Origin of the sequence: Pseudideonella sakaiensis, from assembly GCF_048320135.1 — a bacterium.
Classification (GTDB): domain Bacteria; phylum Pseudomonadota; class Gammaproteobacteria; order Burkholderiales; family Burkholderiaceae_C; genus Ideonella_A; species Ideonella_A sakaiensis_A.
This window is the reverse complement of sequence record NZ_CP182947.1, coordinates 3645937-3669054: the sequence shown is the minus strand read 5'-3', so window position 1 is coordinate 3669054 and position 23118 is coordinate 3645937. Positions and strand designations below refer to the sequence as shown.

23 protein-coding genes are annotated in these 23118 nt (G+C 65.7%); 7 read left to right on the top strand and 16 right to left on the bottom strand.

Annotated elements, in window-relative coordinates:
- Positions 1 to 8 precede the first annotated feature (8 nt).
- From ppk1 to ACNH6H_RS16790, 4 genes are all read right to left on the bottom strand, one after another.
- A complete protein-coding gene (ppk1, locus tag ACNH6H_RS16805; RefSeq protein ID WP_418319273.1) occupies positions 9 to 2138 on the bottom strand; it encodes a polyphosphate kinase 1 in 2130 nt (709 codons plus the stop codon).
- Positions 2139 to 2197: 59 nt separating this feature from the next.
- Positions 2198 to 2932, bottom strand: a complete 735-nt coding sequence (locus tag ACNH6H_RS16800) for a DsbC family protein (protein WP_418319271.1) — start codon at positions 2930 to 2932, stop codon at positions 2198 to 2200.
- Between the two features lie 112 nt (positions 2933 to 3044).
- Positions 3045 to 4169 carry an FAD-dependent monooxygenase gene (locus ACNH6H_RS16795; RefSeq protein ID WP_418319270.1) on the bottom strand — a complete coding sequence of 375 codons (1125 nt, stop codon included), beginning with the start codon at positions 4167 to 4169 and terminating at the stop codon, positions 3045 to 3047.
- A gap of 67 nt (positions 4170 to 4236) precedes the next feature.
- Positions 4237 to 5103, bottom strand: coding sequence for a pirin family protein (locus ACNH6H_RS16790; RefSeq protein WP_418319269.1), 867 nt, complete (start codon positions 5101 to 5103; stop codon positions 4237 to 4239).
- Between the two features lie 82 nt (positions 5104 to 5185).
- Between ACNH6H_RS16790 and ychF the strand changes: the two genes are divergently transcribed.
- The 6 genes from ychF (at position 5186) to rpoH (ending at position 12905) form a co-directional block, all read left to right on the top strand.
- Positions 5186 to 6280: a redox-regulated ATPase YchF gene (gene ychF, locus ACNH6H_RS16785; protein ID WP_418319267.1), complete on the top strand. Its 1095-nt coding sequence runs from the start codon at positions 5186 to 5188 to the stop codon at positions 6278 to 6280.
- 24 nt (positions 6281 to 6304) lie between these two features.
- The gene (locus ACNH6H_RS16780; protein WP_418319265.1) at positions 6305 to 9505 is read left to right on the top strand and encodes a CHASE domain-containing protein; all 3201 of its coding nucleotides are present in this window, start codon (positions 6305 to 6307) and stop codon (positions 9503 to 9505) included.
- A complete protein-coding gene (locus tag ACNH6H_RS16775; protein ID WP_418319264.1) occupies positions 9498 to 10217 on the top strand; it encodes a TIGR04283 family arsenosugar biosynthesis glycosyltransferase in 720 nt (239 codons plus the stop codon). The genes ACNH6H_RS16780 and ACNH6H_RS16775 overlap by 8 nt, the downstream gene beginning before the upstream one ends.
- On the top strand, positions 10214 to 10873 hold the full coding sequence (locus ACNH6H_RS16770) for a TIGR04282 family arsenosugar biosynthesis glycosyltransferase (protein WP_418319263.1): 660 nt from the start codon (positions 10214 to 10216) through the stop codon (positions 10871 to 10873). Before ACNH6H_RS16775 ends, ACNH6H_RS16770 begins: the two co-directional genes overlap by 4 nt.
- 91 nt (positions 10874 to 10964) lie before the next feature.
- Complete coding sequence (locus ACNH6H_RS16765) at positions 10965 to 11810, top strand: MTAP family purine nucleoside phosphorylase (protein ID WP_418319262.1); 846 nt, start codon at positions 10965 to 10967, stop codon at positions 11808 to 11810.
- A 153-nt stretch (positions 11811 to 11963) separates the two neighbouring features.
- Positions 11964 to 12905: an RNA polymerase sigma factor RpoH gene (gene rpoH / locus ACNH6H_RS16760; RefSeq protein ID WP_418321374.1), complete on the top strand. Its 942-nt coding sequence runs from the start codon at positions 11964 to 11966 to the stop codon at positions 12903 to 12905.
- A 60-nt stretch (positions 12906 to 12965) separates the two neighbouring features.
- Here rpoH and ACNH6H_RS16755 read toward each other — a convergent pair whose 3' ends face one another.
- Genes ACNH6H_RS16755 through ACNH6H_RS16735 form a run of 5 tightly spaced genes read right to left on the bottom strand, consistent with a single transcriptional unit; the run spans position 12966 to position 17199 of the window.
- Positions 12966 to 13589, bottom strand: coding sequence for an SCO family protein (locus tag ACNH6H_RS16755; protein ID WP_418319261.1), 624 nt, complete (start codon positions 13587 to 13589; stop codon positions 12966 to 12968).
- The gene (gene cyoE / locus ACNH6H_RS16750) at positions 13586 to 14494 is read right to left on the bottom strand and encodes a heme o synthase (RefSeq protein ID WP_418319259.1); all 909 of its coding nucleotides are present in this window, start codon (positions 14492 to 14494) and stop codon (positions 13586 to 13588) included. The genes ACNH6H_RS16755 and cyoE overlap by 4 nt, the downstream gene beginning before the upstream one ends.
- Before the next feature lie 17 nt (positions 14495 to 14511).
- Positions 14512 to 15684, bottom strand: a complete 1173-nt coding sequence (locus tag ACNH6H_RS16745; RefSeq protein WP_418319258.1) for a COX15/CtaA family protein — start codon at positions 15682 to 15684, stop codon at positions 14512 to 14514.
- A 59-nt stretch (positions 15685 to 15743) separates the two neighbouring features.
- A complete protein-coding gene (locus tag ACNH6H_RS16740; RefSeq protein WP_418319256.1) occupies positions 15744 to 16475 on the bottom strand; it encodes an SCO family protein in 732 nt (243 codons plus the stop codon).
- Positions 16420 to 17199 (bottom strand): SURF1 family protein, encoded by a 780-nt coding sequence (locus tag ACNH6H_RS16735; RefSeq protein WP_418319254.1) that lies wholly within the window; start codon positions 17197 to 17199, stop codon positions 16420 to 16422. The genes ACNH6H_RS16740 and ACNH6H_RS16735 overlap by 56 nt, the downstream gene beginning before the upstream one ends.
- A 69-nt stretch (positions 17200 to 17268) precedes the next feature.
- On the opposite strand from ACNH6H_RS16735, the gene ACNH6H_RS16730 reads away from it, so the two are divergent.
- Positions 17269 to 17487: a DUF2909 domain-containing protein gene (locus ACNH6H_RS16730; RefSeq protein WP_418319253.1), complete on the top strand. Its 219-nt coding sequence runs from the start codon at positions 17269 to 17271 to the stop codon at positions 17485 to 17487.
- 92 nt (positions 17488 to 17579) lie between these two features.
- On the opposite strand, the gene ACNH6H_RS16725 is transcribed toward ACNH6H_RS16730, so the two are convergent.
- The 7 genes from ACNH6H_RS16725 to ACNH6H_RS16695 all read right to left on the bottom strand — a co-directional run bounded on the left by ACNH6H_RS16725 (position 17580) and on the right by ACNH6H_RS16695 (position 23049).
- Positions 17580 to 18470 carry a cytochrome c oxidase subunit 3 gene (locus ACNH6H_RS16725; RefSeq protein ID WP_418319252.1) on the bottom strand — a complete coding sequence of 297 codons (891 nt, stop codon included), beginning with the start codon at positions 18468 to 18470 and terminating at the stop codon, positions 17580 to 17582.
- Positions 18471 to 18581: 111 nt separating this feature from the next.
- Positions 18582 to 18758, bottom strand: coding sequence for a DUF2970 domain-containing protein (locus ACNH6H_RS16720; protein WP_418321372.1), 177 nt, complete (start codon positions 18756 to 18758; stop codon positions 18582 to 18584).
- A gap of 53 nt (positions 18759 to 18811) precedes the next feature.
- On the bottom strand, positions 18812 to 19447 hold the full coding sequence (locus ACNH6H_RS16715; RefSeq protein WP_418319250.1) for a cytochrome c oxidase assembly protein: 636 nt from the start codon (positions 19445 to 19447) through the stop codon (positions 18812 to 18814).
- A 32-nt stretch (positions 19448 to 19479) separates the two neighbouring features.
- Positions 19480 to 19596, bottom strand: a complete 117-nt coding sequence (locus ACNH6H_RS16710; RefSeq protein WP_418319249.1) for a cytochrome oxidase small assembly protein — start codon at positions 19594 to 19596, stop codon at positions 19480 to 19482.
- 4 nt (positions 19597 to 19600) lie between these two features.
- Entirely contained in the window at positions 19601 to 21247 is a 1647-nt protein-coding gene (gene ctaD / locus ACNH6H_RS16705; RefSeq protein ID WP_418319247.1) for a cytochrome c oxidase subunit I, read from the bottom strand.
- Between the two features lie 30 nt (positions 21248 to 21277).
- The gene (coxB, locus tag ACNH6H_RS16700) at positions 21278 to 22387 is read right to left on the bottom strand and encodes a cytochrome c oxidase subunit II (RefSeq protein WP_418321370.1); all 1110 of its coding nucleotides are present in this window, start codon (positions 22385 to 22387) and stop codon (positions 21278 to 21280) included.
- Positions 22388 to 22494: 107 nt separating this feature from the next.
- Complete coding sequence (locus ACNH6H_RS16695) at positions 22495 to 23049, bottom strand: DUF2244 domain-containing protein (RefSeq protein ID WP_418319245.1); 555 nt, start codon at positions 23047 to 23049, stop codon at positions 22495 to 22497.
- Positions 23050 to 23118: the final 69 nt, after the last annotated feature.

The following is a 23118-nucleotide window of genomic DNA, read 5'->3' as shown; positions in this document are numbered from 1 at the left end:
CCGCCGCATCAGTAGCGCAGCATCAGCGCCTGCTGGGCGCCGGGCCCGCTCGGTTCGACACGTTGATAGTCGCCGTTCGGCTGCAGGTCCCAGGCATCGAGCTTGTCGTGCAGATAGGGAACCAGGCATTCGTCGATGACGCGCTGGCGCAATTGCGGATCGCGCACCGGCCACGCCACTTCGATGCGGCGAAACATGTTGCGGCTCATCCAGTCGGCGCTCGACAGATAAACCAGTTGCTCGTCGTCGGCATCACCCCAGCCGAAATAGATCACGCGCGTGTGCTCGAGAAAGCGGCCGACGACCGAACGCACTCGGATGTTGTCGGTCACCCCCGGCGCCCCTGGCGGCAGCAGGCAGGCGCCGCGCACGATCAGGTCGATCGACGCGCCGGCCTGGCCTGCATTGACCAGCGCCTCGATCAGTGCGACGTCGGTCAGCGCATTGACCTTGACGACGATGCGCGCCCATTTGCCGGCACGGGCCGCCTGCTCGACCTGCACGATGTGCTGCAGCAGTCGCCGGTGCAGGCTGAACGGCGCCTGCAGCAAGGCGCGCAGCGGTCGCGTCTTGCCGAGGCTCGCCAGTTGCTGGAAAACAGCGTCGGAGTCTGCGGTCAGGTCGCTGTCTGCGGTCAGCATGCCGACGTCGGTGTACAGCCGCGCCGTTTTCGGGTTGTAGTTGCCGGTCGAGAAATGTCCATAGCGGCGCAACCTGCGGCCGCCCGGCGCGGCCTCGCGGCGCGTCACCAGCAGCAGCTTGGCATGCGTCTTCAGGCCGACGATGCCGTAGACGACCTGCGCACCGACCGCTTCCAGCCGTTCGGCCCAGTTGATATTGGCCTCCTCGTCGAACCGGGCCTTCAGTTCGACAACGACGATCACCTCCTTGCCGCGATGCGCCGCCTCGATCAGCAGGTCCATCAACGGCGATTCGCTGCCGGTACGGTAGATCGTCTGCTTGATCGCCAGCACATCGGGGTCGTAGACCGCCTCGCGAAGAAAGCGCACCACCGGCTCGAAGGACTCGAACGGCTGGTGCAGCAGGATGTCGCGTTCGCGCAGGCAGGCGAAGATCGACTCATCGGGCGGCAAGGTGTTGGTGGGCCAGGCCGGCTCGAAGGCCGGAAATCGAAGCCGCCGACCCGGTACGGAGCCGGGCACTTCAACGTCATCGTCGACCTGATCGATCAGCTGGTTCAGGCGGCCGAGGTTGACCGGCCCGTTGACCCGGTACAGCGCCGATTCCGGCAGGCCGAATTGCTGCAGCAGGAATTGCGACAGCTCGGTCGGACAGGTCCGGACGACTTCCATCCGGATCGCCCGGCCGAAATGGCGGCTGGTCAGCCCGGAGCGCAAGGCATGGCGCAGGTTGCGCACATCGGCCTCGTCGACCTCGAGGTCTGAATCACGGGTGACGCGGAACTGCGAAAACGCCTCGACCTCGCGGCCGGTGAACAACTCGCCGAGGTGGGCACGGATCACGCTGGTCAGCAGCACGAAGGCCTGCCGACCACCGGCCAGTTCATCGGGCAGGCGGATCACCCGCGGCAGCACCCGTGGCACCTTGACGATCGCAATCGAATTGGCGCGGCCGAAGGCATCCTTGCCGCCGAGCCGGGCGATGAAGTTCAGCGACTTGTTCGCGACCTGCGGAAAGGGATGCGCCGGATCGAGGCCGATCGGCACCAGCAGCGGCCGGACCTGGCGGGTGAAGAACTGCGCAACCCAGGCCCGCTGCCTGGCGCTGCGGTCGGCATGGTTCAGGATCACGACATTGCAGCGCCGCAGCAGCGGCATCACCTCGTCGTTGAAGACCGAATACTGCGCATCGATCAGCGCATGGGCATCGGCCGCGATCAGCGCCAGTTCCTCGGCCGACACCGCGGCGCCGGGCCGCCGGGCCGCTTCCAGATAGTCGGCAAATCGAACCTCGAAAAATTCGTCGAGGTTGGATGAGACGATGCAGACATACCGCAGCCGCTCGAGCACCGGCACATCGTCGCGCCGCGCCTGCGCCAGCACCCGACGGTTGAATTCGAGGATCGAACGCTCGCGGCTCAGCAGCCGGGGCTGCAACCGCGCCGGCGCCGCGACGGCGGCGGGCAGATTCGGTACGGCTGCTGCATCCAGGGTCATGGTTGCAGTTTAGGGATCTTTTGCGACGGCACCGTGACGACCGCCGCCACCCGGCCGGTTCAGCCCTTGCGGCTGCTTGCGGTCAGTTGGCGCTCGAGTGCGTCCAGCGGCATCACGCCAGGGACGCGTTTGCCATCCTCGAAAAACAGCGCCGGCGTGCCATTGATGCGGTGCTTGCGTCCGATTTCGGTATTGCGCTGCAGCACCGATGCATCGCAGTCACCGCCGACCTTGGCCGGTGCGGTGTTTTCGGTCATCCAGGCACGCCAGGCCTTCGCGCTGTCCTTCGCGCACCAGATGTTGCGGCTCTTCTCGATCGAATCGGGGCCGAGGATCGGATACAGGTAGGTGTGGATCGTCACGTCCTTCGCCTGCAGCAGGTCGCGCTCGAACTTCTTGCAATAACCGCAATTCGGATCGGCAAACACCACCAGCTTGCGGCTGCCGTTGCCCTGCTTGTAGACGATCGCGTCTTTCACCGGCAGCGTCGCGAGGTCGATTGCGTTGAGCTTGTCGAGCCGCGCCTCGGTCAGATTGGTGCGGGTCTTGGTATCGACCAGCACACCTTCGATCAGGTAGTTGCCCTGCTCGTCGGAATAGAAGATGTTGTTGCCGACGCGCACTTCGTAAAGACCCGGGATCGGCGTCTTGCTGACCTCGTCGATCTTCGGAAAGTCAGGGAAGCGCTCGGCGAATGTCTTCTTGATCACCGCCTCCTGGGCAGACACCGGTTGGAAAAACACGACGCCAAGCGTCAGTGCCAGCAGCGGCAGACGGCGAAGAGACGACAACATCATCAGAACCTTTCTCGACAGCGGGCAGGCATCGGTACCTGCACCAATCAGCGGATTGTCGCGCGTTGCGATCGACCGACCCGGTGGCGGGTTATTTGCCGCGCAGCCGCGATCAGGAATCGAGCGCCTGCCCGGCCAGCCAGCGCTTGACACTGCCGGCGCGGTTGACGAGGCCGAGGCCGCGGTTGCGGAGCATCCGGACCAGCGGGTCCGGATGGGCGAACAGATGCAGCAGCCCGTCCGTCACTTGCGTCATCGCCCAGGTCGGTGCCGCGCGCTCGCGTTCGAAGCGGCGCAGCAGCCGCGGCTCGCCGATGCCGCGCCACGGTTCGCGCGTCGCGATCACGCGGCTCAGTGTCGCCACATCGGCCAGGCCGAGGTTCAGGCCCTGCCCGGCCAGCGGATGGACGACATGCGCGGCATCGCCGAGCAGCACCCAACCGGGGCCACACCAGGCCTCGGCGCGCGCCCGCGCCAGCGGCCAGCTCGCACGAGGCGACGCCAGCTGCAGCGGCTCGCCGACCGCATCCGACAGCCGGGCTGAAAAAACCCGATCGTCGAGCGCAAGCAATTCGTCGGCCTGTGCATCCGGCATCGACCAGACCAGCGCCCACGACGAGCCGGGCATTGGTCGATCGAAGGGCAACAGCGCCAGCACGTCGGGCGCCCTGAACCATTGCCGTGCCCTGCCCTGGTGCGGCTGCTCGCCCTGCAGGCGCGCGGCAATCGCGCGGTGACCGTAGGGCCTGCGGTCGAGCGTGATGCCGAGTTCGTCGCGCGACGCCGACGACTGGCCTTCGCACAGCGCAGTCAGCCGGGGCGGCGCGTCATGCGATGGCTCGGCTTTGCCGTCGATGCGCTCGATGTGCGGCGCAAAACGAACCGCATTCGCAAGCGCCGATTCGAGCGCGGCGGCATCGACGATCCACGCCAGTTCGCCGATGCGCTGTTGCCAGGCGGAAAACTCGAGCAAGGCGTCGGCGTCGTCGCCATGGATCGCCATCTCGCGCACCGCGGTGGCGGCATCGGCCGGCAGACCATCCCAGACCTTCAGGCCGCGCAGCAACGCAACCGATGCCGCATTCAGCGCAAACGCACGCACATCGTCGCCTGGCGGATGATCGGACGGCGCTGCGCCACGCAGGCGCACCGACAGGCCGAGGCGTGCCAGCGACAGCGCCAGGCAGCAGCCGACGACGCCCGCACCGCGCACCTCGACATCACACGATTTCGTCATCCGGACGATTGTAGGCACCGGGTCGCACGCCAGTTGGCGCCAGCGGCCACCCGGCCGATACCGACAGTCAACGCTCCGGCAACGGAATGAATTCGGTTTCCCCGGGCACCTGGCCGATGCGTTGCGCGGCCCAGTCGTCCTGCGCGCGACGGATGCGCTCGCTGCGGGTGCTGACGAAGTTCCACCACATGTGCCGATGGCCAAGCGGCGTGCCGCCGATCATCACCAGCCGGGCGCCCGACGGCGCGCGCAGCCCCGGCGAACTGCCGGGCTCGAGCACGACCAGCGTCATCGGTGCGACCTCGATGCCGTCGACCGAAAAGCCGTTGTCGACGCTGTACAGCGCGCGTTCGCGTTCCTGCGCGGCCATCACCATCGAGACACCGGCGGCCAGTTCGATGTCGAGGTACAGCGTCTGCGACAGCGTGTGCACCGGCGAGACGACGCCGAAGGCATCGCCGATCAGCACGCGAACGCTGGCGCCACCGACCTGAACCTTCGGAATCTGCTCTGCCGAGACATGCTGGAACGACGGCTCGTCATCCTCATGCGCCTGCGGCAATGCGAGCCACAGTTGCAGGCCATGAATCGGCCGCGGATGGGCGCGCAGATCGTCGGGTGTGCGCTCGGAGTGGACGATGCCGTTGCCGGCGATCATCAGATTGATCGCGCCGGGTTCGATGCGCTGCACGACGGCGGTCGAATCGCGATGGACCATCGCTCCTTCGAACAGATAGGTCACGGTGGCCAGGCCGATGTGCGGATGCGGCCGGACGTCCCAGTCGTCTTCCGGCTGCGCAACCGCCGGGCCGAAATGGTCGAAGAAGACAAACGGCCCGACTGCCGGGCATTGCGCGGAGGGCAACAGGCGCCTGACCTTGAAACCGGACCCGAGATCCTTGTCGATTGGCGATAGTCGAATCAGACCGGACATGCTTCGCTCCTGTGGCATCGGCAACAGACAACAGCCTACCGCCTAAAATCGGGCTTTACCTCTCCCCACGAGAAAGCCCTCCATGAGCCTCCAATGCGGCATCGTGGGTCTGCCCAATGTCGGCAAGTCCACCCTGTTCAATGCCCTGACCAAGGCCGGCATCGCGGCCGAAAACTATCCCTTCTGCACGATCGAGCCGAATGTCGGCATCGTCGAACTGCCCGACCCTCGCCTGCAGGCGCTGGCCGATGTCGTCAAACCTGAACGCATCGTACCGGCGATCGTCGAGTTCGTCGACATCGCCGGCCTGGTCGCCGGCGCAAGCAAGGGCGAAGGGCTCGGCAATCAGTTTCTTGCTCACATCCGCGAGACCGACGCGATCATCAATGTCGTGCGCTGCTTCGACGATGAAAACGTGATCCACGTCGCCGGCAAGGTCGATCCGATCTCCGACATCGAAGTGATCCAGACCGAGTTGTGCCTGGCCGACCTGGCAACGGTCGAGAAAACACTGCAACGCTCGCTGAAGGCCGCGAAGTCGGGCAACGACAAGGAAGCCGCACGGCTGGTCGATGTGCTGCAGAAATGCCAGGCCGCGCTGAACGAGGCATTGCCGGTGCGCAGCATCACCTTCAGCAAGGAAGAACTCGTCGTGCTGAAGCCGATGTGCCTGATCACCGCGAAGCCGGCGATGTTCGTCGGCAACGTCGATGAAGGCGGCTTCGAGAACAACCCCTATCTCGACCAGTTGCGCGAGTATGCGGGGCGACAGAATGCGCCGGTGGTCGCGATCTGCGCGAAGACCGAGGCCGAATTGGCCGACATGGACGAGGAAGACCGGCTGATGTTCCTGCAGGAGATGGGACAGGACGAGCCCGGCCTGAACCGGCTGATCCGCGCCGCCTTCAAGCTGCTCGGCCTGCAGACCTATTTCACCGCCGGCGTCAAGGAAGTCCGCGCCTGGACCATCCATGTCGGCGATACCGCACCGCAGGCGGCCGGCGTGATCCACACCGATTTTGAACGCGGCTTCATCCGCGCGCAGACCATTGCCTACGACGATTTCATCGCCAACCGTGGTGAACAAGGCGCCAAGGAGGCCGGCAAGATGCGCGCCGAAGGCAAGGAATATGTCGTCAAGGACGGTGATGTGCTGAACTTCCTGTTCAACGTCTGACGCTTTCCACGCACCCGACAGCTGATGCAGGCCGTCACTGACTGGTTGGTGGCTCGGCGGCAGCAGGTCGGGTCGGCGGCGCTGGTCGAGGTCGGGCTGTCGGCACTGGCGATCATCGCGCTCGGTGCCGTCTATTGCTGGCTGACCTCGCCAATCGGTTACCCATCGCCGCTCGATCCGGTAGCCGGTGTCGCACTGGCGCTGCTGCTGTGCCGCGGCTCGCGCGGCATCGCCGCGGTCGCGATCGGCGCTCTCGGACTGCACCTCGGCCTGCACCTGGCCGGGCATCCGCCACATGCCGAACCGCTGGCCGCGGTCGGCCTGGCCGCCGCAACGATTGGCCAGGCCTGGATCGGCGCGCGACTGATCGAGCGGCATGTCGCGCGGCCGTTGCTGCTGACCGAAGCCCGCGACATCGCGCTCTTCTTCGCATTCGGCGGCGTCGTTGCGGCGGGTATCGGCGCGACGATTGCCGTGCTGTCGCTCGGCATTGCGCAGTCGATCGCGCTGCCGCATTGGGGCGAAACCTGGCTGACATGGTGGACGGCGCAAACGCTTGGCGTGTTGTTCCTCGCGCCGGTGGCGCTGACCATCGTTGCCGAGCCGCGCCGCGAATGGGCGGCGCGCCGTGCGGTGATCTCGGTCACGCTGCTGACCTTGATGCTGGTTTTCTCGATCGCCGCGGTACAGCTCAAACGCCTCGACGACGCCCGCGTCAAGCTGCGCTTCGACCGCGAGGCGACCAATGCGGCGGCCTTGCTCGATCTGCAGCTGCAGCGGCCGCTGCTGGCGCTGGAGGCGATGCACAGCGTATTCATGGCCTCCGAATCGATCAACTTCGGCCAGTGGCGGCGCGCCGCCAGCTCGTGGGTGCAGGCGCCAAGCCATATCCAGGCCCTCGGCTGGAGCGAACATACGATGCTCGCCGGCGTCGAGGCACTGGAAGCACGGGCCCGCGACGAGGGTCTGCTCGATTACCGCGTGCGCCATCGCGACGACGGGATCGTGCCGAGCGCGCCCGCCGATGATGTCGTCGCGATCCGCTATATCGAACCGCTGGCCGGCAATGCGACAGCACTCGGCACCAATGCGATGTCGATTCCGCAGGCGCGCGACGCGATCGAGCGCAGCATCCAGTCGAACCGCGCCGCGGTGACCGATGGTTTCCGGCTGTCGCAGGACAAGGACAGCGCGCGGCAGAGCGGGGTCGTCGTCTATCGGGCGATCTTCGACGGCGCACCGGGCAGCGCGGCAGGTCGGCGGCGCGCATTCAAGGGGGTCGTCTTCGTGACGCTGCGGCTCGACGATCTGCTGGCAGGCGCGTTTGCCAGCCTGCCGGCCGACCTCGTCGTCTGCCTCGTCGACCAGCGCCCGGGCGCCGAACCCAGGCGTCTGGCCGGACCGTCCGGCTGTGCATCCGAGCGCTACCGGCTGGCCTGGGACCGACAGCTGCCGTTTGCCGACCGCAACTGGACCGTGCGCGTCGGCACATCGAATGCGAAGCCGTTCGAGCAAGGCATCAGCGACAGCTGGATCGTCTCCAGCAGGGGCATCTTTCTCAGTGCACTGATCGGCGCGCTGCTGCTCGGCATGACCGGGCGTGCGCGGCGCATCGAGGCTGCGGTCGATGAGCGCACCACCGCATTGCGCGAGGAGGCCCGCGAACGCGAACGGGCCGAAGCGGCGATGCGCGAAAGCGAGCAGCGCTTCCGCAACATCTTCAACAACGTGCCGATCGGCGTCGTCTATACCGATCTCGAAGGCCGGCTGCAGCATCTCAATCCGCATTTCTGCAAGCTGTCCGGCTTTTCGGCCGACGAACTGCTGCGCAGCGACCTGTTCGACCTGCTGCACCCGGAAGATGTCGAAGCCGAGCGGCAGTCGATGAAGCAGTTGCTCGATGGCGAGATCGCGATGCACCGCGGCCACTGCCGCATCACGCGCAAGGACGGTGAAACGGTCTGGGTACAGAGCAGCCTGACGCTGCTGCGCGATGCCGAGGGCCAGCCGCGCCGGCTGGTCGGCGTGATGGAGGACATCAGCGACCATCTGCGGCTGATCGAGGCCGAACGCGCGCGCGAGCAGGCCGAGGCCGCCAATCAGGCAAAAAACGAGTTTCTGTCGCGGATGAGCCATGAGCTGCGCACACCGCTGAATGCGATGCTCGGTTTTGCCCAGTTGCTCGAGCTCGATGAGCGTTATCCGCTGGCGGCCGGGCAGCGGCCATGGGTGACGCAGATCCAGCATGCCGGCTGGCACCTGCTCGACATGATCAACGACGTGCTCGATCTGTCGCGCATCGAATCGGGCAACATCCGCCTGCAGCTCGAAAACCTCGATCTCGAGGCCCTGGTCGAAGCCTCGGTGGCGCTGATCGAAGGCGACGCCGCGAAGCGCGGCATCGTGATCAAGCGGCAATTCGAGCCGACCTCGGTCGCCGTCGTCAGCGACATCACGCGGGTCAAGCAGATCCTGATCAACCTGTTGTCGAACGCCGTCAAATACAACACCGATTACGGCAAGATCGAGATCGAGATCCGTCACGGCGAATCGCACGCCGAACTGGTGGTGCGCGACAGCGGCCTCGGCATGACGGCGGAGCAGCTGGAGGGTCTGTTCCAGCCGTTCAACCGGCTCGGCCGCGAACGCAGCGGCGTCGAAGGCACCGGCATCGGTCTGGTGATCAGCAAGCGCCTTGCCGAATGGATGGGCGGCGACCTGCGGGCAGAAAGCTCATCCGGCGCCGGCTCGTCGTTTTTCCTGACGCTGCCGCTGGCCAGTGCGGCGGACACCGCCCGCCTGCCGCTCGATCCGACGGCCGACGCACCGGCCTACCACCGCCGCATCGTCCACTACATCGAAGACAACGAAACCAACATCGAGGTGATGCGCGGCATCCTGTCGCGCCGTCCGCAGGTCGAGATGACGGTATCGATGACCGGGCTCGATGCGGTGGCCGAACTGCGCCGCCAGCCGCCGGATGTCATCCTGCTCGACATGAACCTGCCCGATATCGACGGGCTCGACCTGCTGCGCCACATCAAGACCGATCCGGCGACCGCAGCGATTCCGGTGATCGTCGTCTCGGCCGACGCACTGGGCGCGCAGATCGACCAGGCGATCGCGGAGGGCGCAATGCGCTACCTGACCAAGCCGGTCAGCGTCGGCGAGGTGCTGCGGGTGGTCGACGAGGTGCTCGATGTCGCGGTTTCCAGATTTGTCTAGGCCTCCTGAGTCGCTGTCGATCATCGTTCCGGTGCTCGACGAGGCGCAACAGATCGGCCCGGCGCTCGATGCGCTGCAGGCGCAGCGGGTGGCCGCGGCGCGCGCATTTCCGGGTGGCATCGAACTGGTGGTGGTCGATGGCGGCAGCCGCGACGGCACGCCGCTGCTGTGTCATGGCCGTGTCGACCGGCTGGTGGCGACGCACCGCGGCCGCGGTCATCAGCTGAATGCCGGCGCCGCCGAGGCGGTCGGCGACGTGCTGCTGTTCCTGCACGCGGATACCCGGCTGCCGCCCGGTGGTCTGCAGGCCGTCGCCGAGGCGCTGCAGCAGCATCCGGCGGCGCAGTGGGGCCGTTTCGATGTGCGGATCGACGGCGGATCGGCGATGTTTCCGGTGATTTCGACGTTGATGAACCTGCGTTCAGCCTGGACCGGCATCGCGACCGGCGACCAGGCGATGTTCGTGCGGCGCAGCAGTTACGCTGCAGCCGGCGGTTTTCCGGATCAACCGCTGATGGAAGATGTCGAGCTGTCGAAACGGCTGCTCCGCCTGCCGGCTGGCCGACCGCTGCGGCTGCGCAGCAAGGTGACGACCTCCGGGCGCCGCTGGGAGAGCCGCGGCGTCTGCAAAACGATCTGGCTGATGTGGTGCCTGCGCTGGCGCTACTGGCGCGGCACGCCGGCCGAGCAGCTGGCCGAGGACTACCGATGAGCGATGCACTGCGCCCGCCACCGACAACCGTCGTGGTTTTTGCGAAGGCGCCGCTGCCCGGCTTTGCAAAAACCCGGCTGATACCGGCCCTCGGCGCGGAAGGCGCAGCGGCACTGGCCGCGCGACTGCTTCGTTTTGCGGTCACCGAGGCGCTGGCTGCACAGCTCGGTGCGGTCGAGGTCTGGGCTGCCCCCGACGGACAACATCCGGCGTTCGCCGAACTGGCGCAGCGCGGCGGCATCACGCTGCGCGCGCAGGGCGAAGGCGATCTCGGCGAGCGGATGGCACGTGCCTTCGCTTTCCATGCCGACCGGTCGACCGCGGCGCAGGCTCCGCCGGTGCTGCTGATCGGCACCGATGCACCGGGCCTGGATCGGCACTACCTGCGCCAGGCCGCGGCGGCGCTGGCCGGCCACGACGCGGTATTCGGCCCGGCGCTCGATGGCGGCTATACGCTGGTCGGCCTGCGCCGGCCGGCGCCGCAACTGTTCGACGCGATGACCTGGAGCACCTCGGCGGTGATGGCCGAAACTCGGCTGCGGCTGCAGCGGCTCGGCCTGCGCCACGCCGAACTGCCGCCGCTGACCGATATCGACGAGCCGGCCGACCTCGAGCGGCTGCCGCCTGGCTGGCTGACCGGGCTGCCGCCGGACTGAGCAACGCCGCGGCGGCAGAACACCTGCGGCCGGCAGGCAAAATGGCTTGATACCGGCCGATCGGGCGCCGGACACACAGGAGGACGACGACATGTTGGCCGTGATCGGAGGAACCGGCATCTATGAGCTGCCCGGCATGGAGATCGACGAGGAAATCGGTGCGACGACGCCGTTCGGTGCGCCGTCGGGCATCGTGATGCGCGGCCGGCTCGGCGAGCGCGAATTGCTGTTTCTTGCCCGCCACGGCGCCGGCCATCGGCTGCTGCCGCACGAAGTCAACTACCGCGCCAACATCTTTGCGCTGAAACGGGCCGGTGCGACGCAGATCCTCGGCTTTTCGGCAGTCGGCAGCCTCGCCGAGGAGATTGCGCCGGGCGATTTCGCGATGCCGGGGCAGTATCTGGACTGGACGCGTGGCCGCCGGGAGATGAGCTTTTTCGGCAACGGCGTCGCCGCCCATGTGTCGACCGCGACGCCGGTCAGCGGACAGATGGTCGACTGGGTTGCGCGCGAGGCGGCCGCCAGCGGCGTCAAGCTGCACCGCGACGTCACCTATGCCTGTGTCGAAGGGCCGCGGCTGGGCACCCGAGCCGAAAGCCTGTTTCTGCGGCAGGCCGGTTGCCAGCTGGTCGGAATGACCAATGTGCCGGAGGTTTTTCTGGCCCGCGAGGCACAGATCTGTTACGCGACGATCGGCATCGTCACCGACTACGACTGCTGGATGGAGGATGCCAGCAAACATGTGACGGTGGCGTCGATCTTTGCGCTGTATGTCGAGGCGGTCGCCCGCGCCCGCGAACTGCTCGGCCGGCTGCTTGCGACGCCGCTGCCGGACGAGGAGCAGGAGATCAGAACTTCGCTGCAGTATTCGGTTCTGACACCCGACGAGGCGCTGACCGATGAACAGCGCGAGTGGCTGGCGGTGCTGCGCCGCTGAACTGAAACCCCCACGCCCGCGTTGCTCACCCCTAGAGGGGGTGTCTCAGTGCTTCGGGCGGCCGGGCGCCACTGAGGGAACCCAGGCGCTTGTTAGCACTCAAATCCGGCGAGTGCTAAAATCAGGGGAACTGAAAGGAGGTTCGTCTTGTCAATGACTACCATGAACCTGTCAACTTCGGCATCCGGGTCGGCGCTCACCGTGCGCGACCCCTGGGCGCTGGTTCCCTCGCTGGGCAACCTCGACGCCTATATCAGCGCGGTCAACCGCATTCCGATGCTCACCGCCGAGCAGGAAACGAGCTTGGCCAGGCGTCTGCGCGCCAGCGGCGATCTGCAGGCCGCCGGGCAGCTGGTGCTGTCGCACCTGCGGCTGGTGGTGTCGATCTCGCGCCAGTATCTGGGTTATGGGCTGCCGCACGGCGACCTGATCCAGGAAGGCAATGTCGGCCTGATGAAGGCGGTCAAGCGTTTCGACCCCGAGCAGGGTGTGCGCCTGGTCAGCTATGCGATGCACTGGATCAAGGCCGAGATCCACGAATACATCCTGAAAAACTGGCGGATGGTCAAGGTCGCGACGACAAAGGCGCAGCGCAAGCTGTTCTTCAACCTGCGCTCGATGAAGCAGAACATGAAAAGCGACGCCGTCGATGCCGATACGCACCGCGGCACGCTGACGCAGTCGGAAGTCGACAACGTCGCGAGCATGCTCAACGTCAAGCGCGAGGACGTGCTCGAGATGGAAACCCGGCTGTCGGGTGGCGATGTCGCGCTCGAGCCGCAGACCGACGATGGTGAGGAGTCGTATGCACCAATCGCCTACCTGGCCGACAGCCACCATGAGCCGACCGAGGTGATCGAGGCGCAGCACCGCGACTGGCTGGCGAGCGACGGCATCGCGATGGCACTCGACGTGCTCGACGATCGCAGCCGCCGCATCGTCGAGGAGCGCTGGCTGAAGGTCAACGACGACAGCAGCGGCGGCATGACGCTGCACGAGCTGGCGAGCGAGTACGGCGTCAGCGCCGAACGGATTCGCCAGATCGAGGTCGCGGCGATGAAGAAGATGCGCAAGGCGCTCGCGACGGCGGCCTGAGGCACCGGTCGCACGCTGACAACAACCCCGCAGGCGCAAGCCTGGCGGGGTTTGTCTTTTTCAGCCGGCCTTCAGCAGCGCCTTCAGGTCGCTGGCCAGGGCATCGGCGCCGCCGCCGTAGCGGACGAACAGGCGCAGCCGGCCAGCCGGATCGAAGACATACGATCCGGCGGTGTGGTCGACCGTATAGCCGCCGTCGGTCGTGCCCGGCACCTTCGCAAAAAAGACCTTGAAGCTTTTTGCCACCGCGGCAGTCTGCTCCGGCGTGCCGCGCAACGCGACGAAGCCGGGATCGAAACTCGCCATGTAGGCTTTCAGAATCTCCGGTGTATCGCGCTCCGGATCGACGCTGACGAAGATGCCCTGCACCTTGTCGCCGTCGGCGCCGAGCGACTGCTTGACCTGGGCCAGCTCGGCCATCGTCGTCGGGCAGACGTCGGGGCAGTGGGTATAGCCGAAGAAGACGACGACGACCTTGCCCTTGAATTCATCGAGGCTGCGCGGCTTGCCGTCGATATCGGGCAGTTCGAGCGTCTTTGCATAGTCGGCGCCGGTGATATCGACGCCCTTGAATGCGGTGCTGCTGCCGCCACCGAGACCGAGGCGGTCACAGCCGGAAAGCGCGATGCCGGCGGCCAGCAGCAGCGCGACACCGGCGGTTCGAAGCGAGGAAATCGAGGTCAAAGCAGTGGATCCAGATAGTGGTCGACCAGCAGCGCCGCAAACAGCAGCGCCAGGTGGGCAATCGAGAACCTGAAGGTGCGGCGCGCCAACTGGTCGGAATAGCTGCGCCACAGCTGCCAGCCATAGGCGCAGAACATGCCGCCGAGCGTCAATGCCGCGGCAAGGTAGATCGGCCCGCTCATGCCGGTCAGAAACGGCAACAGCGTTGCGGCAAACAGCACCAGCGTATAGAGAAAGACCTGCAGCCGGGTAAATTCGGACCCATGCGTCACCGGCAGCATCGGCAGACCGGAGCGGCGGTAGTCCTCGACGCGGTACAGCGCCAGCGCCCAGAAATGCGGCGGCGTCCAGAGGAAGATGATCAGGCACAGCATCAGCGCTTCCGGCCCGACTTCGCCACGCATCGCGGCCCAGCCGAGGACCGGTGGCATCGCTCCCGATGCGCCGCCGATCACGATATTCTGCGGCGTCGACGGCTTCAGCAGGATCGTATAGATCATCGCGTAGCCGATGAAGGTCGCGAAGGTCAGCCACATCGTCAGCGGATTGACCCACAGGTAGAGGATCACGCTGCCGGCGGCACACAGGCCGATCGAAAAACCGAGCGTCCAGCCGTCGGTCAGTTCGCCCCGGGCAGTCGGGCGCCAGGCGGTTCGCGCCATCCGGGCATCGATCCTGCGCTCGACCAGGCAGTTGAATGCGGCCGCCGCCGCGGCCACCAGCCAGATGCCGATCGTCGCCGCCAGCACCGGTTGCCATGGCGGCAGGCCCGGCTCGGCGAGCAGCATGCCGATCACCGCGCAGAAGACGATCAGCTGCACGACGCGCGGCTTCGTCAGCGCATGGTACTGGCGCAGGCGCGACCAGCGGGCGGTCGGGATCGGGGTGCTGAGAGAGTCGGCCATGGGGTCTGCGGAACCGTTCATTTTACGAGCGGCATCGTTGCGGCCGCCCCGGCGACCGCCGGTGACGCCGTGCCCGGTTGCCGGCCGACACGGGCGGGGTCGCCCTGCCGGGCGCGCATCCAGGCAATCGTCAACGCGGTGGCCAGCGCCGCCGCCCCGCCGGTATGGGCGACCGCCGCAACCAGCGGCCAGCCGAGCACGACATTGCCGAGGCCGCTCGCCAATTGCCAGCCGGCCAGCGCCAGCAGCAACAGCGCCCAGCGGCGGGCGGTGACACCGCCGTCGGCAAACAGCCGCCAGGCCAGCACCGCCAGCGACAAAAATACCACCAGCGCACCGATCCGGTGCACCACATGGATCGCGGTCAGCGCAGCAAACGGCAGATAACCACCGTCATGTCCGATGCCGAGCGCGCGCGCCACGGTAAAGCCGTGCTCGAAATCCATCTCCGGCCACCACTGGCCCTGGCAGGTCGGGAAATCCTGACACGCCAGCACCGCATAGTTGGTGCTGACCCAGCCGCCCAGCATCACCTGCACGATCGTCAGGCCGAGCAGCGCGGCAATGCCTCGCCGCAGAGCAGGCGCAAGCGGCCACGGCCTTGGCCGATAGCCCTGACTCTGCACTGCCAGCAGCATCAGCAGGCCGATGCCTCCGAGCAAGTGCAGCGTGACGATCGCCGGATACAGCTTCATCGTCACCGTCAGCGCGCCGAATGCGCCCTGCAGGCAGACCCAGACCAGCGTCGCGGTCGGCCACCACGGCGAGATCGGCAGCGCACGGCGCCGTGCGGCGAGCCAGCTGGCGGCGGTCATCACGACGATCAGCAGCCCGACCGCGCTGGCCAGGTAGCGGTGGATCATCTCGATCCATGCCTTGCCATGCGTCACCGGCCCGCTCGGCAATGCGGTCTGCGCCGCATCGATATGGGCTTTTGCGCCAAGCGGACTCGCGCTGCCGTAGCAGCCGGGCCAGTCCGGGCAACCCAGCCCCGAATCGGTCAGCCGGGTGAACGCGCCGAACAGCACCAGGTCGAAGGTCAGGAACAGCGTCAGCGCGGTCAATGAATAAAGCCGCGCCGACGGCTCGGCGCCGCGGTGCCGGACCCAGACCCAGGCCAGTGGGCCGATCGCGAGCACGGCGCCGAGCAGCACCAGGCGCAGCAGGGGCGACAGGTCGACCAGGTCCATCTCAGTGGCGCCCGGCAGCCACCGGGGACAGCGTGCAAGTTGAGCGCAGGTCTTTCATGTCAGGGCTGCCCTGTGCTGCCCTGGCGCCCTGCCTGGTCCCACGACGCCGACGCGCGCAGCAGGCGGTCGAGGTCGCGCTTCAGCCGAGACGGCTCCGGATCCGCCGGCACCCGCATCATCCACTGGCCGAGCGGGTCGACGATGTACAAATGGTCCTCGATCGAAAAACCGGCCGCTGGCGCCAGCCACTTCGACAGTTCGGCCCGATCGACCAGCAATGCGCTGGCGCCGCTGGCCTGCAGCAATTCCTCCGACGGCGTGGCCTGATCGGTGACCAGCCAGACCTTGTCGACGCGGTCTTTCTCGCGTCCCAGCGTTTCGCGCAGTTGGCGCATCAGCACCAGATTGTTGCCGCAGCGCTCGTCGCAGGCGGCATCGGCAACCGTCACGACCAGCCACTGGCCATGCAGGCTCACCGCGTCGACCGGCGTGCCCTGCAGGTCGCGCAGCGGCAGGTTGGCAGGTATCGCCACCGGCGGCAGGATCAGCTCACTGTAATTGGTGCGGGTTTCCGGCCTGACGACGTAATAGGCGAGATATGACGCGATCACCGGTGCGGCGCAGACCGCCAGCACCGCGAGCATCTTCCAGCGGCCGACGCTGGTGCGGCGGACCGCGGTGACATCGGGGGGCTGCATCTCATGCACCGTCATCGCGAGCGGGGCAGCGGGTGCCTCAGGCTTCTTCACGTTTCGTGGGTCGCCAGCGGCGAACAAGTTGGAACCAGACATAAAGGCAGATGATCAGCGCCGACAGCGCAAACCACTGGAATGCATAACCATGGTGCTTGTCGATGCCGAGGGCCGGCGACGGCCAGCGCCTGACCAGGCCGTCGTCGATGCCGGACGAGGCTTCAGTCTGCAGCACCGTCAGCGGCAACACCGTGCCGCCAAGCGACCGCGCCGAGGCGTCGAGGTCGAGATTCTGCCGGATCGGCCCGGACTCTTCAGCCGCGAACTCGAACAGCCGAGCCGGCGGCGTGGCAATGCGCCCGCTCAGCTCGACCGGGCCTTCCGGGGTCGGCACGTCCGGCAGCCGGGTCCGGTCATTGTTGTCGCGCGCGACCCAGCCGCGTTGCACCCAGACCCACACCGGCGGCGCGGCGTTCGCAGGCGGCGGCTGCAGCTGCAATGGCGTCAGCACAAAAAAACCGGGCCGGCCGTCGATTTGCCGGTTGTCGAGAAAAACAGTCGCGTCGCCGAGCCAGCGGCCGGTCAGACGGATCAACCGCTGGTGCTGGCCGGCCGCGTCATCGGCGGTGGCGGCCAGCGCCGACTGCGGCAACGGCGGCATCGCGGCGCGCGATTCGATCGCCTGCTGCAGCGCTGCCTTCTGCGCCGCACGATCGAGTTGCCAGATGCCGAGCCGGGCAGTCGCGGCCGCAGCGACGATTGCGGCCAGCAGGATCAGCCAGCGCCGCGCCCCGCCGCCTGACCGAGGTGCGCGATCATTCATGATCGCCCAGCCGCGCAGCAAAGCCCCGCCGATCGCGGGCCCTGCCGGCAAGGCCGATAATTGCTGCCCATGACGTATCTGGTCGGCATCGCATTCGTGGTGATCCTGGGCGCACTGGCTTATGCCGGTGTCTCGATGGTGCGCGACAGCAGCGAGCACAAGACGAAGAAGCCCGACATGATGCGCGCGCTGGCGCTGCGCGTCGGCGTTTCGGTGCTGCTGTTCCTGTTCGTGCTGATGAGCTACAAGCTCGGCTGGATCGCACCGACCGGCATCCCGCTGCGCTGAGCAAGCCGGCGGCCGAAGTCGGCATCGACCGGAGAGATAAAAAAGGCCGCGCAACGCGGCCTCTTGTCTTGCCGGCGCCGCGGCGCCCGCGGTCAGAACCAGTAGACGATGATGTACAGGCCGAGCCAGACGACGTCGACGAAGTGCCAGTACCAGGCCGCGCCCTCGAAGCCGAAATGCCGCTCCGGCGTGAAGTGGCCCTTGTGCAGGCGGATCGTGATGAACAGCAGCATCAGCATGCCGACGAACACGTGGAAGCCGTGGAAGCCGGTCAGCATGAAGAACGTCGAGCCGTAGATGCCGGAATCGAGCCGCAGGTTCAGGTCCTGATAGGCGTGGCTGTATTCATAACCCTGCACGAACAGGAAAACCACGCCGAGCAGCACCGTCGCCCACATGAACGCGATCGTCTTCGCGCGGTGGCCGGCAAGCAGCGCATGGTGGGCAATCGTCAGCGTCACGCCCGAGGTCAGCAGCAGCGCGGTATTGATCGTCGGCAGCGGCCATGGGCCCATCGTCTGGAACGGTTCGACGATGCCGGCCGGAGACGCGGTGGCACCGGCCTGCACGCTTGGCCAGATCGCCTTGAAGTCGGGCCACAACACGGCATTTTCGAGGCTGCCGAGGCTGGGCACCGCATACAACCGGGTCCAGAACAACGCGCCGAAAAACGCGCCGAAGAACATCACCTCGGAGAAGATGAACCAGCTCATGCTCCAGCGGAACGAGACATCGATGCGGTCGCTGTAAAGGCCGCTTTCGCTCTCGTTGATCGCCGCGCGGAACCAGGCCGTCAGCACCAGCGCCCACATCAGCAGGCCGCCGGCCAGCGACCAGGCGCCCCAGGTTGCGCCATTGATCCATTGGCCGGCGCCGAGGATCACGAAGAACAGGCCGACCGACGCCAGCACCGGATAACTCGATGGCGACGGAACGAAATAATAGGGTGGGTTCGAATGCCCGGTATGTGCCGCTGCCGACATGTTTTCTCCTGAAATCCTGAAATCCTGAAACTCGTCAATTACCCGGCCCGCCGGGTTTCCCCCGGCAGCGCCGCCTTATCGATTCAATCTACCAGCGAGCCGCGCCCCGCATCAGGCCGCAACGCCGCTCGACAGTACCCAGTTCACCAACACCAACAATACCGCGATGAAGACCACAGCACCGAGCACCCCGGCAATCGCCAGGTGGACCGGATTGAGCTCGCCGAGGTCGCGTTCGTAGTCGGCCGACTTGCGCACACCGAAAAACGACCAGCCGACCGCCTTCATCGTCTGCAAAAACGACGCCTTGCGGCGCACCGCCGAGCGCAGGTCCGAGGCGCTCACGAACCCGCTCCCTTGCCGACCGCGGCGACGCTGTCGGGTGCCGGCGGCGTGCGGCCACCGACCTCGAAAAAGGTATACGACAGCGTGATCGTCCCGACATCCTTCGGCAGTTTCGGATCGATCACGAACACCACCGGCCACTGCTTGGATTCACCCGGTGCGAGCGTATATTCGTTGAAACAGAAACATTCGAGCTTGTTGAAATACGCACTCGCCTGCTTCGGCGCATAACTCGGCAGCGCCTGCGCGGTCATCGTGCGGTTCTGCAGATTGCGGAATTCGTACATCACCGTGGCCAGTTCGCCCGGATGAACCTCGACGCTGCTGACCGCCGGCTTGAATTCCCACGGCCCGCGCGCATTGGCATCGAACTCGACCGAAATGCGCCGGCTGCGGTCGACCTGCGTATTGCCGATTTCCGACGGCTTGGCCGCCGCACCCGGGATATTCAGTTCGGCCAGCGACAGCACATTGATGCCGAGTGCATCGCAGATCGAGCGGTAGATCGGGATCAGCGCATAACCGAAGGCAAACATCAGCGCGGCAATCACCAGAAGCTTGCCGACCATGCGGCGGTTGTCGCTGCCGAGGGCGGCAGCGGCACGATCCGGGCGATGGTCAGGTTGCTTCATGGTGATGGGCAGCAGGCGGCGTGGGCGAGGTTTCAAAGACCGAACAAGGTCGCCTTCGCGACGAAGCCGATCAGGAATACCAGCGCCACCGACGCCAGGATCAGCGCCAGCCGCAGGTTCTGCTTTTTCTGTTTCTCTTTTGGCGTCATCCGATCAATGCGAACTTGCCGACGTGCCGATGATGCGGGTGGCGTTGGCGTTCAGCTTCGGCGGCTCCTCGAAGGTGTGGAACGGCGCCGGCGACGGCACTTCCCACTCCAGGCCTTCGGCGCCTTCCCAAGGCTTCTGCGGTGCCGGCTCGCCCTTGCCGCGCATCATCGGAACGACGATGAACAGGAAGAAATAGACCTGCATCAGGCCGAACCAGAATGCGCCGAGCGACGCGATCAGGTTGAAATCGGCGAACTGCATCGGATAGTCGGCATAACGACGCGGCATGCCGGCCAGTCCGAGGAAGTGCATCGGGAAGAAGGTGACGTTGAAGGCAATCAGCGAACCCCAGAAGTGGATCTTGCCGCGGGTCTCGCTGTACATCACGCCGGTCCACTTCGGGCCCCAGTAATAGACGCCGGCGAACAGCGCATACAGCGAGCCGGCAACCAGCACATAGTGGAAGTGGGCAACGACGTAATAGGTGTCCTGCAACTGGATGTCGACCGGCGCGGCCGACAGGATCAGCCCGGTGAAGCCACCCATCGTGAAGACGAAGATGAAGCCGACCGCGAACAGCATCGGCGTCTCGAAGGTCATCGAGCCGCGCCACATCGTCGCGATCCAGTTGAAGATCTTCACGCCGGTGGGCACCGCGATCAGCATCGTCGCGTACATGAAGAACAGCTGGCCGGTGACCGGCATGCCGGTCGTGAACATGTGGTGCGCCCAGACGATGAACGACAGGATCGCGATCGACGCGGTCGCATAGACCATCGAGGTGTAGCCGAACAGCCGCTTGCGGGCAAAGGCCGGAACGATCGCGCTGACGATGCCGAACGCCGGCAGGATCATGATGTAGACCTCGGGGTGCCCGAAGAACCAGAAGATGTGCTGGTACATCACCGGGTCGCCGCCGCCGGCCGGATTGAAGAAGCTGGTGCCGAAGTGGCGGTCGGTCAGCGTCATCGTGATCGCGCCCGCGAGCACCGGCATCACCGCGATCAGCAGGTAGGCGGTGATCAGCCAGGTCCAGCAGAACAGCGGCATCTTCATCAGCGTCATGCCGGGTGCGCGCATGTTCAGCACCGTGACGATGATGTTGATCGAGCCCATGATCGAGCTGGCGCCGAGGATGTGCATCGCGAAGATGCCGGCGTCCATCGACGGGCCCATCTGCAGCGTCAGCGGCGCATACAGCGTCCAGCCTGCCGCCGGCGCGCCGCCGGGCATGAAGAACGAGGCGACCAGCATGATCGCGGCCGGGATCATCAGCCAGAAGCTGAAGTTGTTCATCCGCGCGAAGGCCATGTCGGCCGCGCCGATCTGCAGCGGAATCATCCAGTTCGCGAAGCCGACGAAGGCCGGCATGATCGCGCCGAACACCATGATCAGCCCGTGCATCGTCGTCAGCTGGTTGAACAGCTGCGGGTTGACGAACTGCAGGCCAGGCTGGAACAGCTCCAGACGGATCAGCAATGCGAGGATGCCGCCGATCATCAGCATCGTGAACGAGAACAACAGGTACATCGTGCCGATGTCCTTGTGGTTCGTCGCATACAGCCAGCGGCGCCAGCCGGTGGGTGCGTGATGGTCGTGGTCATGGCCATCGGCATGACCGTGGCCGTGGGGGTCTAGAACTGCACTCATCGTGAATCCTCGGGAACGTTTTCTTGACTGTTATTTGCGCGACGACATCACTTCGGCCGGCTGCACCACCTGGCCGGTCTTGTTCGACCAGCTGTTTTTCACGTAGGTGATCACGGCAGCGATTTCGGTGTCGCTGAGCTGTTTCCACGACGGCATCGCGGTACCTGCCTTGCCGTGCATCACGATCTCGATCGACTTCGACTTGTCGGCATCCTGCACCATCGTCGAGCCGTCGAGGCCCTTGATCGCCGCCGAGCCCTTGCCGTCGGCCTGGTGGCAGGCCGCGCAGTTGGCCGCATAAACCTTCTCGCCGCGCGAGGCCAACGGGATCAGATCCCAGACCTTGGCCGGATCGTCGGCCGCCGCGGCCATTTCCTTCTGCTTGCCGGCGACCCAGGCCGAATAGTCGGCCTGCGACAGCACCTTCACGTGAATCGGCATGTAGGCGTGTTCCTTGCCGCACAACTCGGCGCACTGGCCGTAGAAGTCACCGACCTTCTCGGCACGGAACCAGGTGTCGCGCACGAAGCCCGGGATTGCGTCCTGCTTGACGCCGAAGGCCGGCACCATCCAGGCATGGATCACGTCATTGGCAGTCGTGATGATGCGGATCTTCTTGTCGACCGGGACGACCAGCGGGTTGTCGACCTGCAGCAGGTAGTTGTCGCCGCTCGGCTTGCCCGAATTCGACATCTCGCGATGCGAATTGTCGAGCGTCGACACGAAGCCGATGCCCTCGCCTTCGCCCTTCAGATACTCATACCCCCACTTCCACTGGATGCCGGTGGCCTTGATCGTCAGATCCGATGCGCTGGTGTCCTTCATCGCGACGACGACGCGGGTTGCCGGCAGCGCCATCAGGATCACGATGATGAACGGCACGATCGTCCAGATGATCTCGACCGTCGTGCTTTCATGGAAATTCGCCGACTTCGCACCCTTGGATTTGCGGTGCTTCAGGATCGAATAGAACATCACGCCGAAAACGCCGATGAAGATCAGCAGGCAGATGATCATGATGAAGTTGTGCAGCCATTGCTGATCGGCGGCAATCCGCGTCACCGGCGGGTGCAGGTTCAGCTGGTTGACGGCTGGGCCTCCCGGCAGGTCATTGATGGCATGAGCCACCATCGTCGCCATGCCCAGGCCAAGCCCGATACCCGCTCGCGTGCCCCATAGAACCGCCCGCTGCACCAGCGTTTTCGTCGTCTTCATCATGAGTTCAGTTCAGTTTTTCGGATTGATTCTCAAACGGCCTGGACGAGCCGTGGGTTGGGCCGGCGCAGCGCCGCGCGCAATTCGTCGGCGAGCTTGCGCCGCAATTCGGGTCGGACAAAACGGCCGACGAAGATGCGTCGTCCCTGGCCGGTCAACTCGACCAGCGAGTGATCGCCGGTGCGCGGCTCGATGCGCACCCAGGCGGCCTGGAACTCGACCCGCTCGAGGCGGTTGCCGCAGGCGTGTTCGACGGTCAACATGTCATTGTGCAATTCGATGCGCTCACGATCGGCCGCATGGCGGGCATACAGCAGCATCGCGCCGCCGACCGCGATCAACTCGAGCCAGGCAAACGGCATCACCAGCGTCGCGCCCTGCAGCCAGAAAAACAGCGCGATCGACAACGACACCACACACAGGGCCGCAAACAGGCCCAGCATCTGCGCCGGTGCCAGCGAGCAATTGCGCTTGAGCAGCCATTCGATCTGCCAGTCGCCGGTGGCATCGGACGTTTCGCGACCGAACTGCCAGCGCCTGTCAGGTCGAGCGACAGCGATATCGATGCGGGAGGTTGTTGCCGACATGTGCTACTGCGTGGGAATCCGACCATTCGGCAACACAGGCATGCCTCGCATGATCGCTGCAGCAGCACG

Bases quoted from the DNA above. Each gene is read 5' to 3' on its own strand.
- ppk1 (WP_418319273.1), bottom strand. From the start codon at position 2,138: ATGACCCTGGATGCAGCAGCCGTACCGAATCTGCCCGCCGCCGTCGCG.
- ACNH6H_RS16800 (WP_418319271.1), bottom strand. From the start codon at position 2,932: ATGTTGTCGTCTCTTCGCCGTCTGCCGCTGCTGGCACTGACGCTTGGC.
- ACNH6H_RS16795 (WP_418319270.1), bottom strand. From the start codon at position 4,169: ATGACGAAATCGTGTGATGTCGAGGTGCGCGGTGCGGGCGTCGTCGGC.
- ACNH6H_RS16790 (WP_418319269.1), bottom strand. From the start codon at position 5,103: ATGTCCGGTCTGATTCGACTATCGCCAATCGACAAGGATCTCGGGTCC.
- ychF (WP_418319267.1), top strand. From the start codon at position 5,186: ATGAGCCTCCAATGCGGCATCGTGGGTCTGCCCAATGTCGGCAAGTCC.
- ACNH6H_RS16780 (WP_418319265.1), top strand. From the start codon at position 6,305: ATGCAGGCCGTCACTGACTGGTTGGTGGCTCGGCGGCAGCAGGTCGGG.
- ACNH6H_RS16770 (WP_418319263.1), top strand. From the start codon at position 10,214: ATGAGCGATGCACTGCGCCCGCCACCGACAACCGTCGTGGTTTTTGCG.
- ACNH6H_RS16765 (WP_418319262.1), top strand. From the start codon at position 10,965: ATGTTGGCCGTGATCGGAGGAACCGGCATCTATGAGCTGCCCGGCATG.
- rpoH (WP_418321374.1), top strand. From the start codon at position 11,964: ATGACTACCATGAACCTGTCAACTTCGGCATCCGGGTCGGCGCTCACC.
- cyoE (WP_418319259.1), bottom strand. From the start codon at position 14,494: ATGGCCGACTCTCTCAGCACCCCGATCCCGACCGCCCGCTGGTCGCGC.
- ACNH6H_RS16745 (WP_418319258.1), bottom strand. From the start codon at position 15,684: ATGGACCTGGTCGACCTGTCGCCCCTGCTGCGCCTGGTGCTGCTCGGC.
- ACNH6H_RS16740 (WP_418319256.1), bottom strand. From the start codon at position 16,475: ATGTCTGGTTCCAACTTGTTCGCCGCTGGCGACCCACGAAACGTGAAG.
- ACNH6H_RS16735 (WP_418319254.1), bottom strand. From the start codon at position 17,199: ATGAATGATCGCGCACCTCGGTCAGGCGGCGGGGCGCGGCGCTGGCTG.
- ACNH6H_RS16730 (WP_418319253.1), top strand. From the start codon at position 17,269: ATGACGTATCTGGTCGGCATCGCATTCGTGGTGATCCTGGGCGCACTG.
- ACNH6H_RS16725 (WP_418319252.1), bottom strand. From the start codon at position 18,470: ATGTCGGCAGCGGCACATACCGGGCATTCGAACCCACCCTATTATTTC.
- ACNH6H_RS16720 (WP_418321372.1), bottom strand. From the start codon at position 18,758: ATGAAGGCGGTCGGCTGGTCGTTTTTCGGTGTGCGCAAGTCGGCCGAC.
- ACNH6H_RS16715 (WP_418319250.1), bottom strand. From the start codon at position 19,447: ATGAAGCAACCTGACCATCGCCCGGATCGTGCCGCTGCCGCCCTCGGC.
- ACNH6H_RS16710 (WP_418319249.1), bottom strand. From the start codon at position 19,596: ATGACGCCAAAAGAGAAACAGAAAAAGCAGAACCTGCGGCTGGCGCTG.
- ctaD (WP_418319247.1), bottom strand. From the start codon at position 21,247: ATGAGTGCAGTTCTAGACCCCCACGGCCACGGTCATGCCGATGGCCAT.
- coxB (WP_418321370.1), bottom strand. From the start codon at position 22,387: ATGGCGACGATGGTGGCTCATGCCATCAATGACCTGCCGGGAGGCCCA.
- ACNH6H_RS16695 (WP_418319245.1), bottom strand. From the start codon at position 23,049: ATGTCGGCAACAACCTCCCGCATCGATATCGCTGTCGCTCGACCTGAC.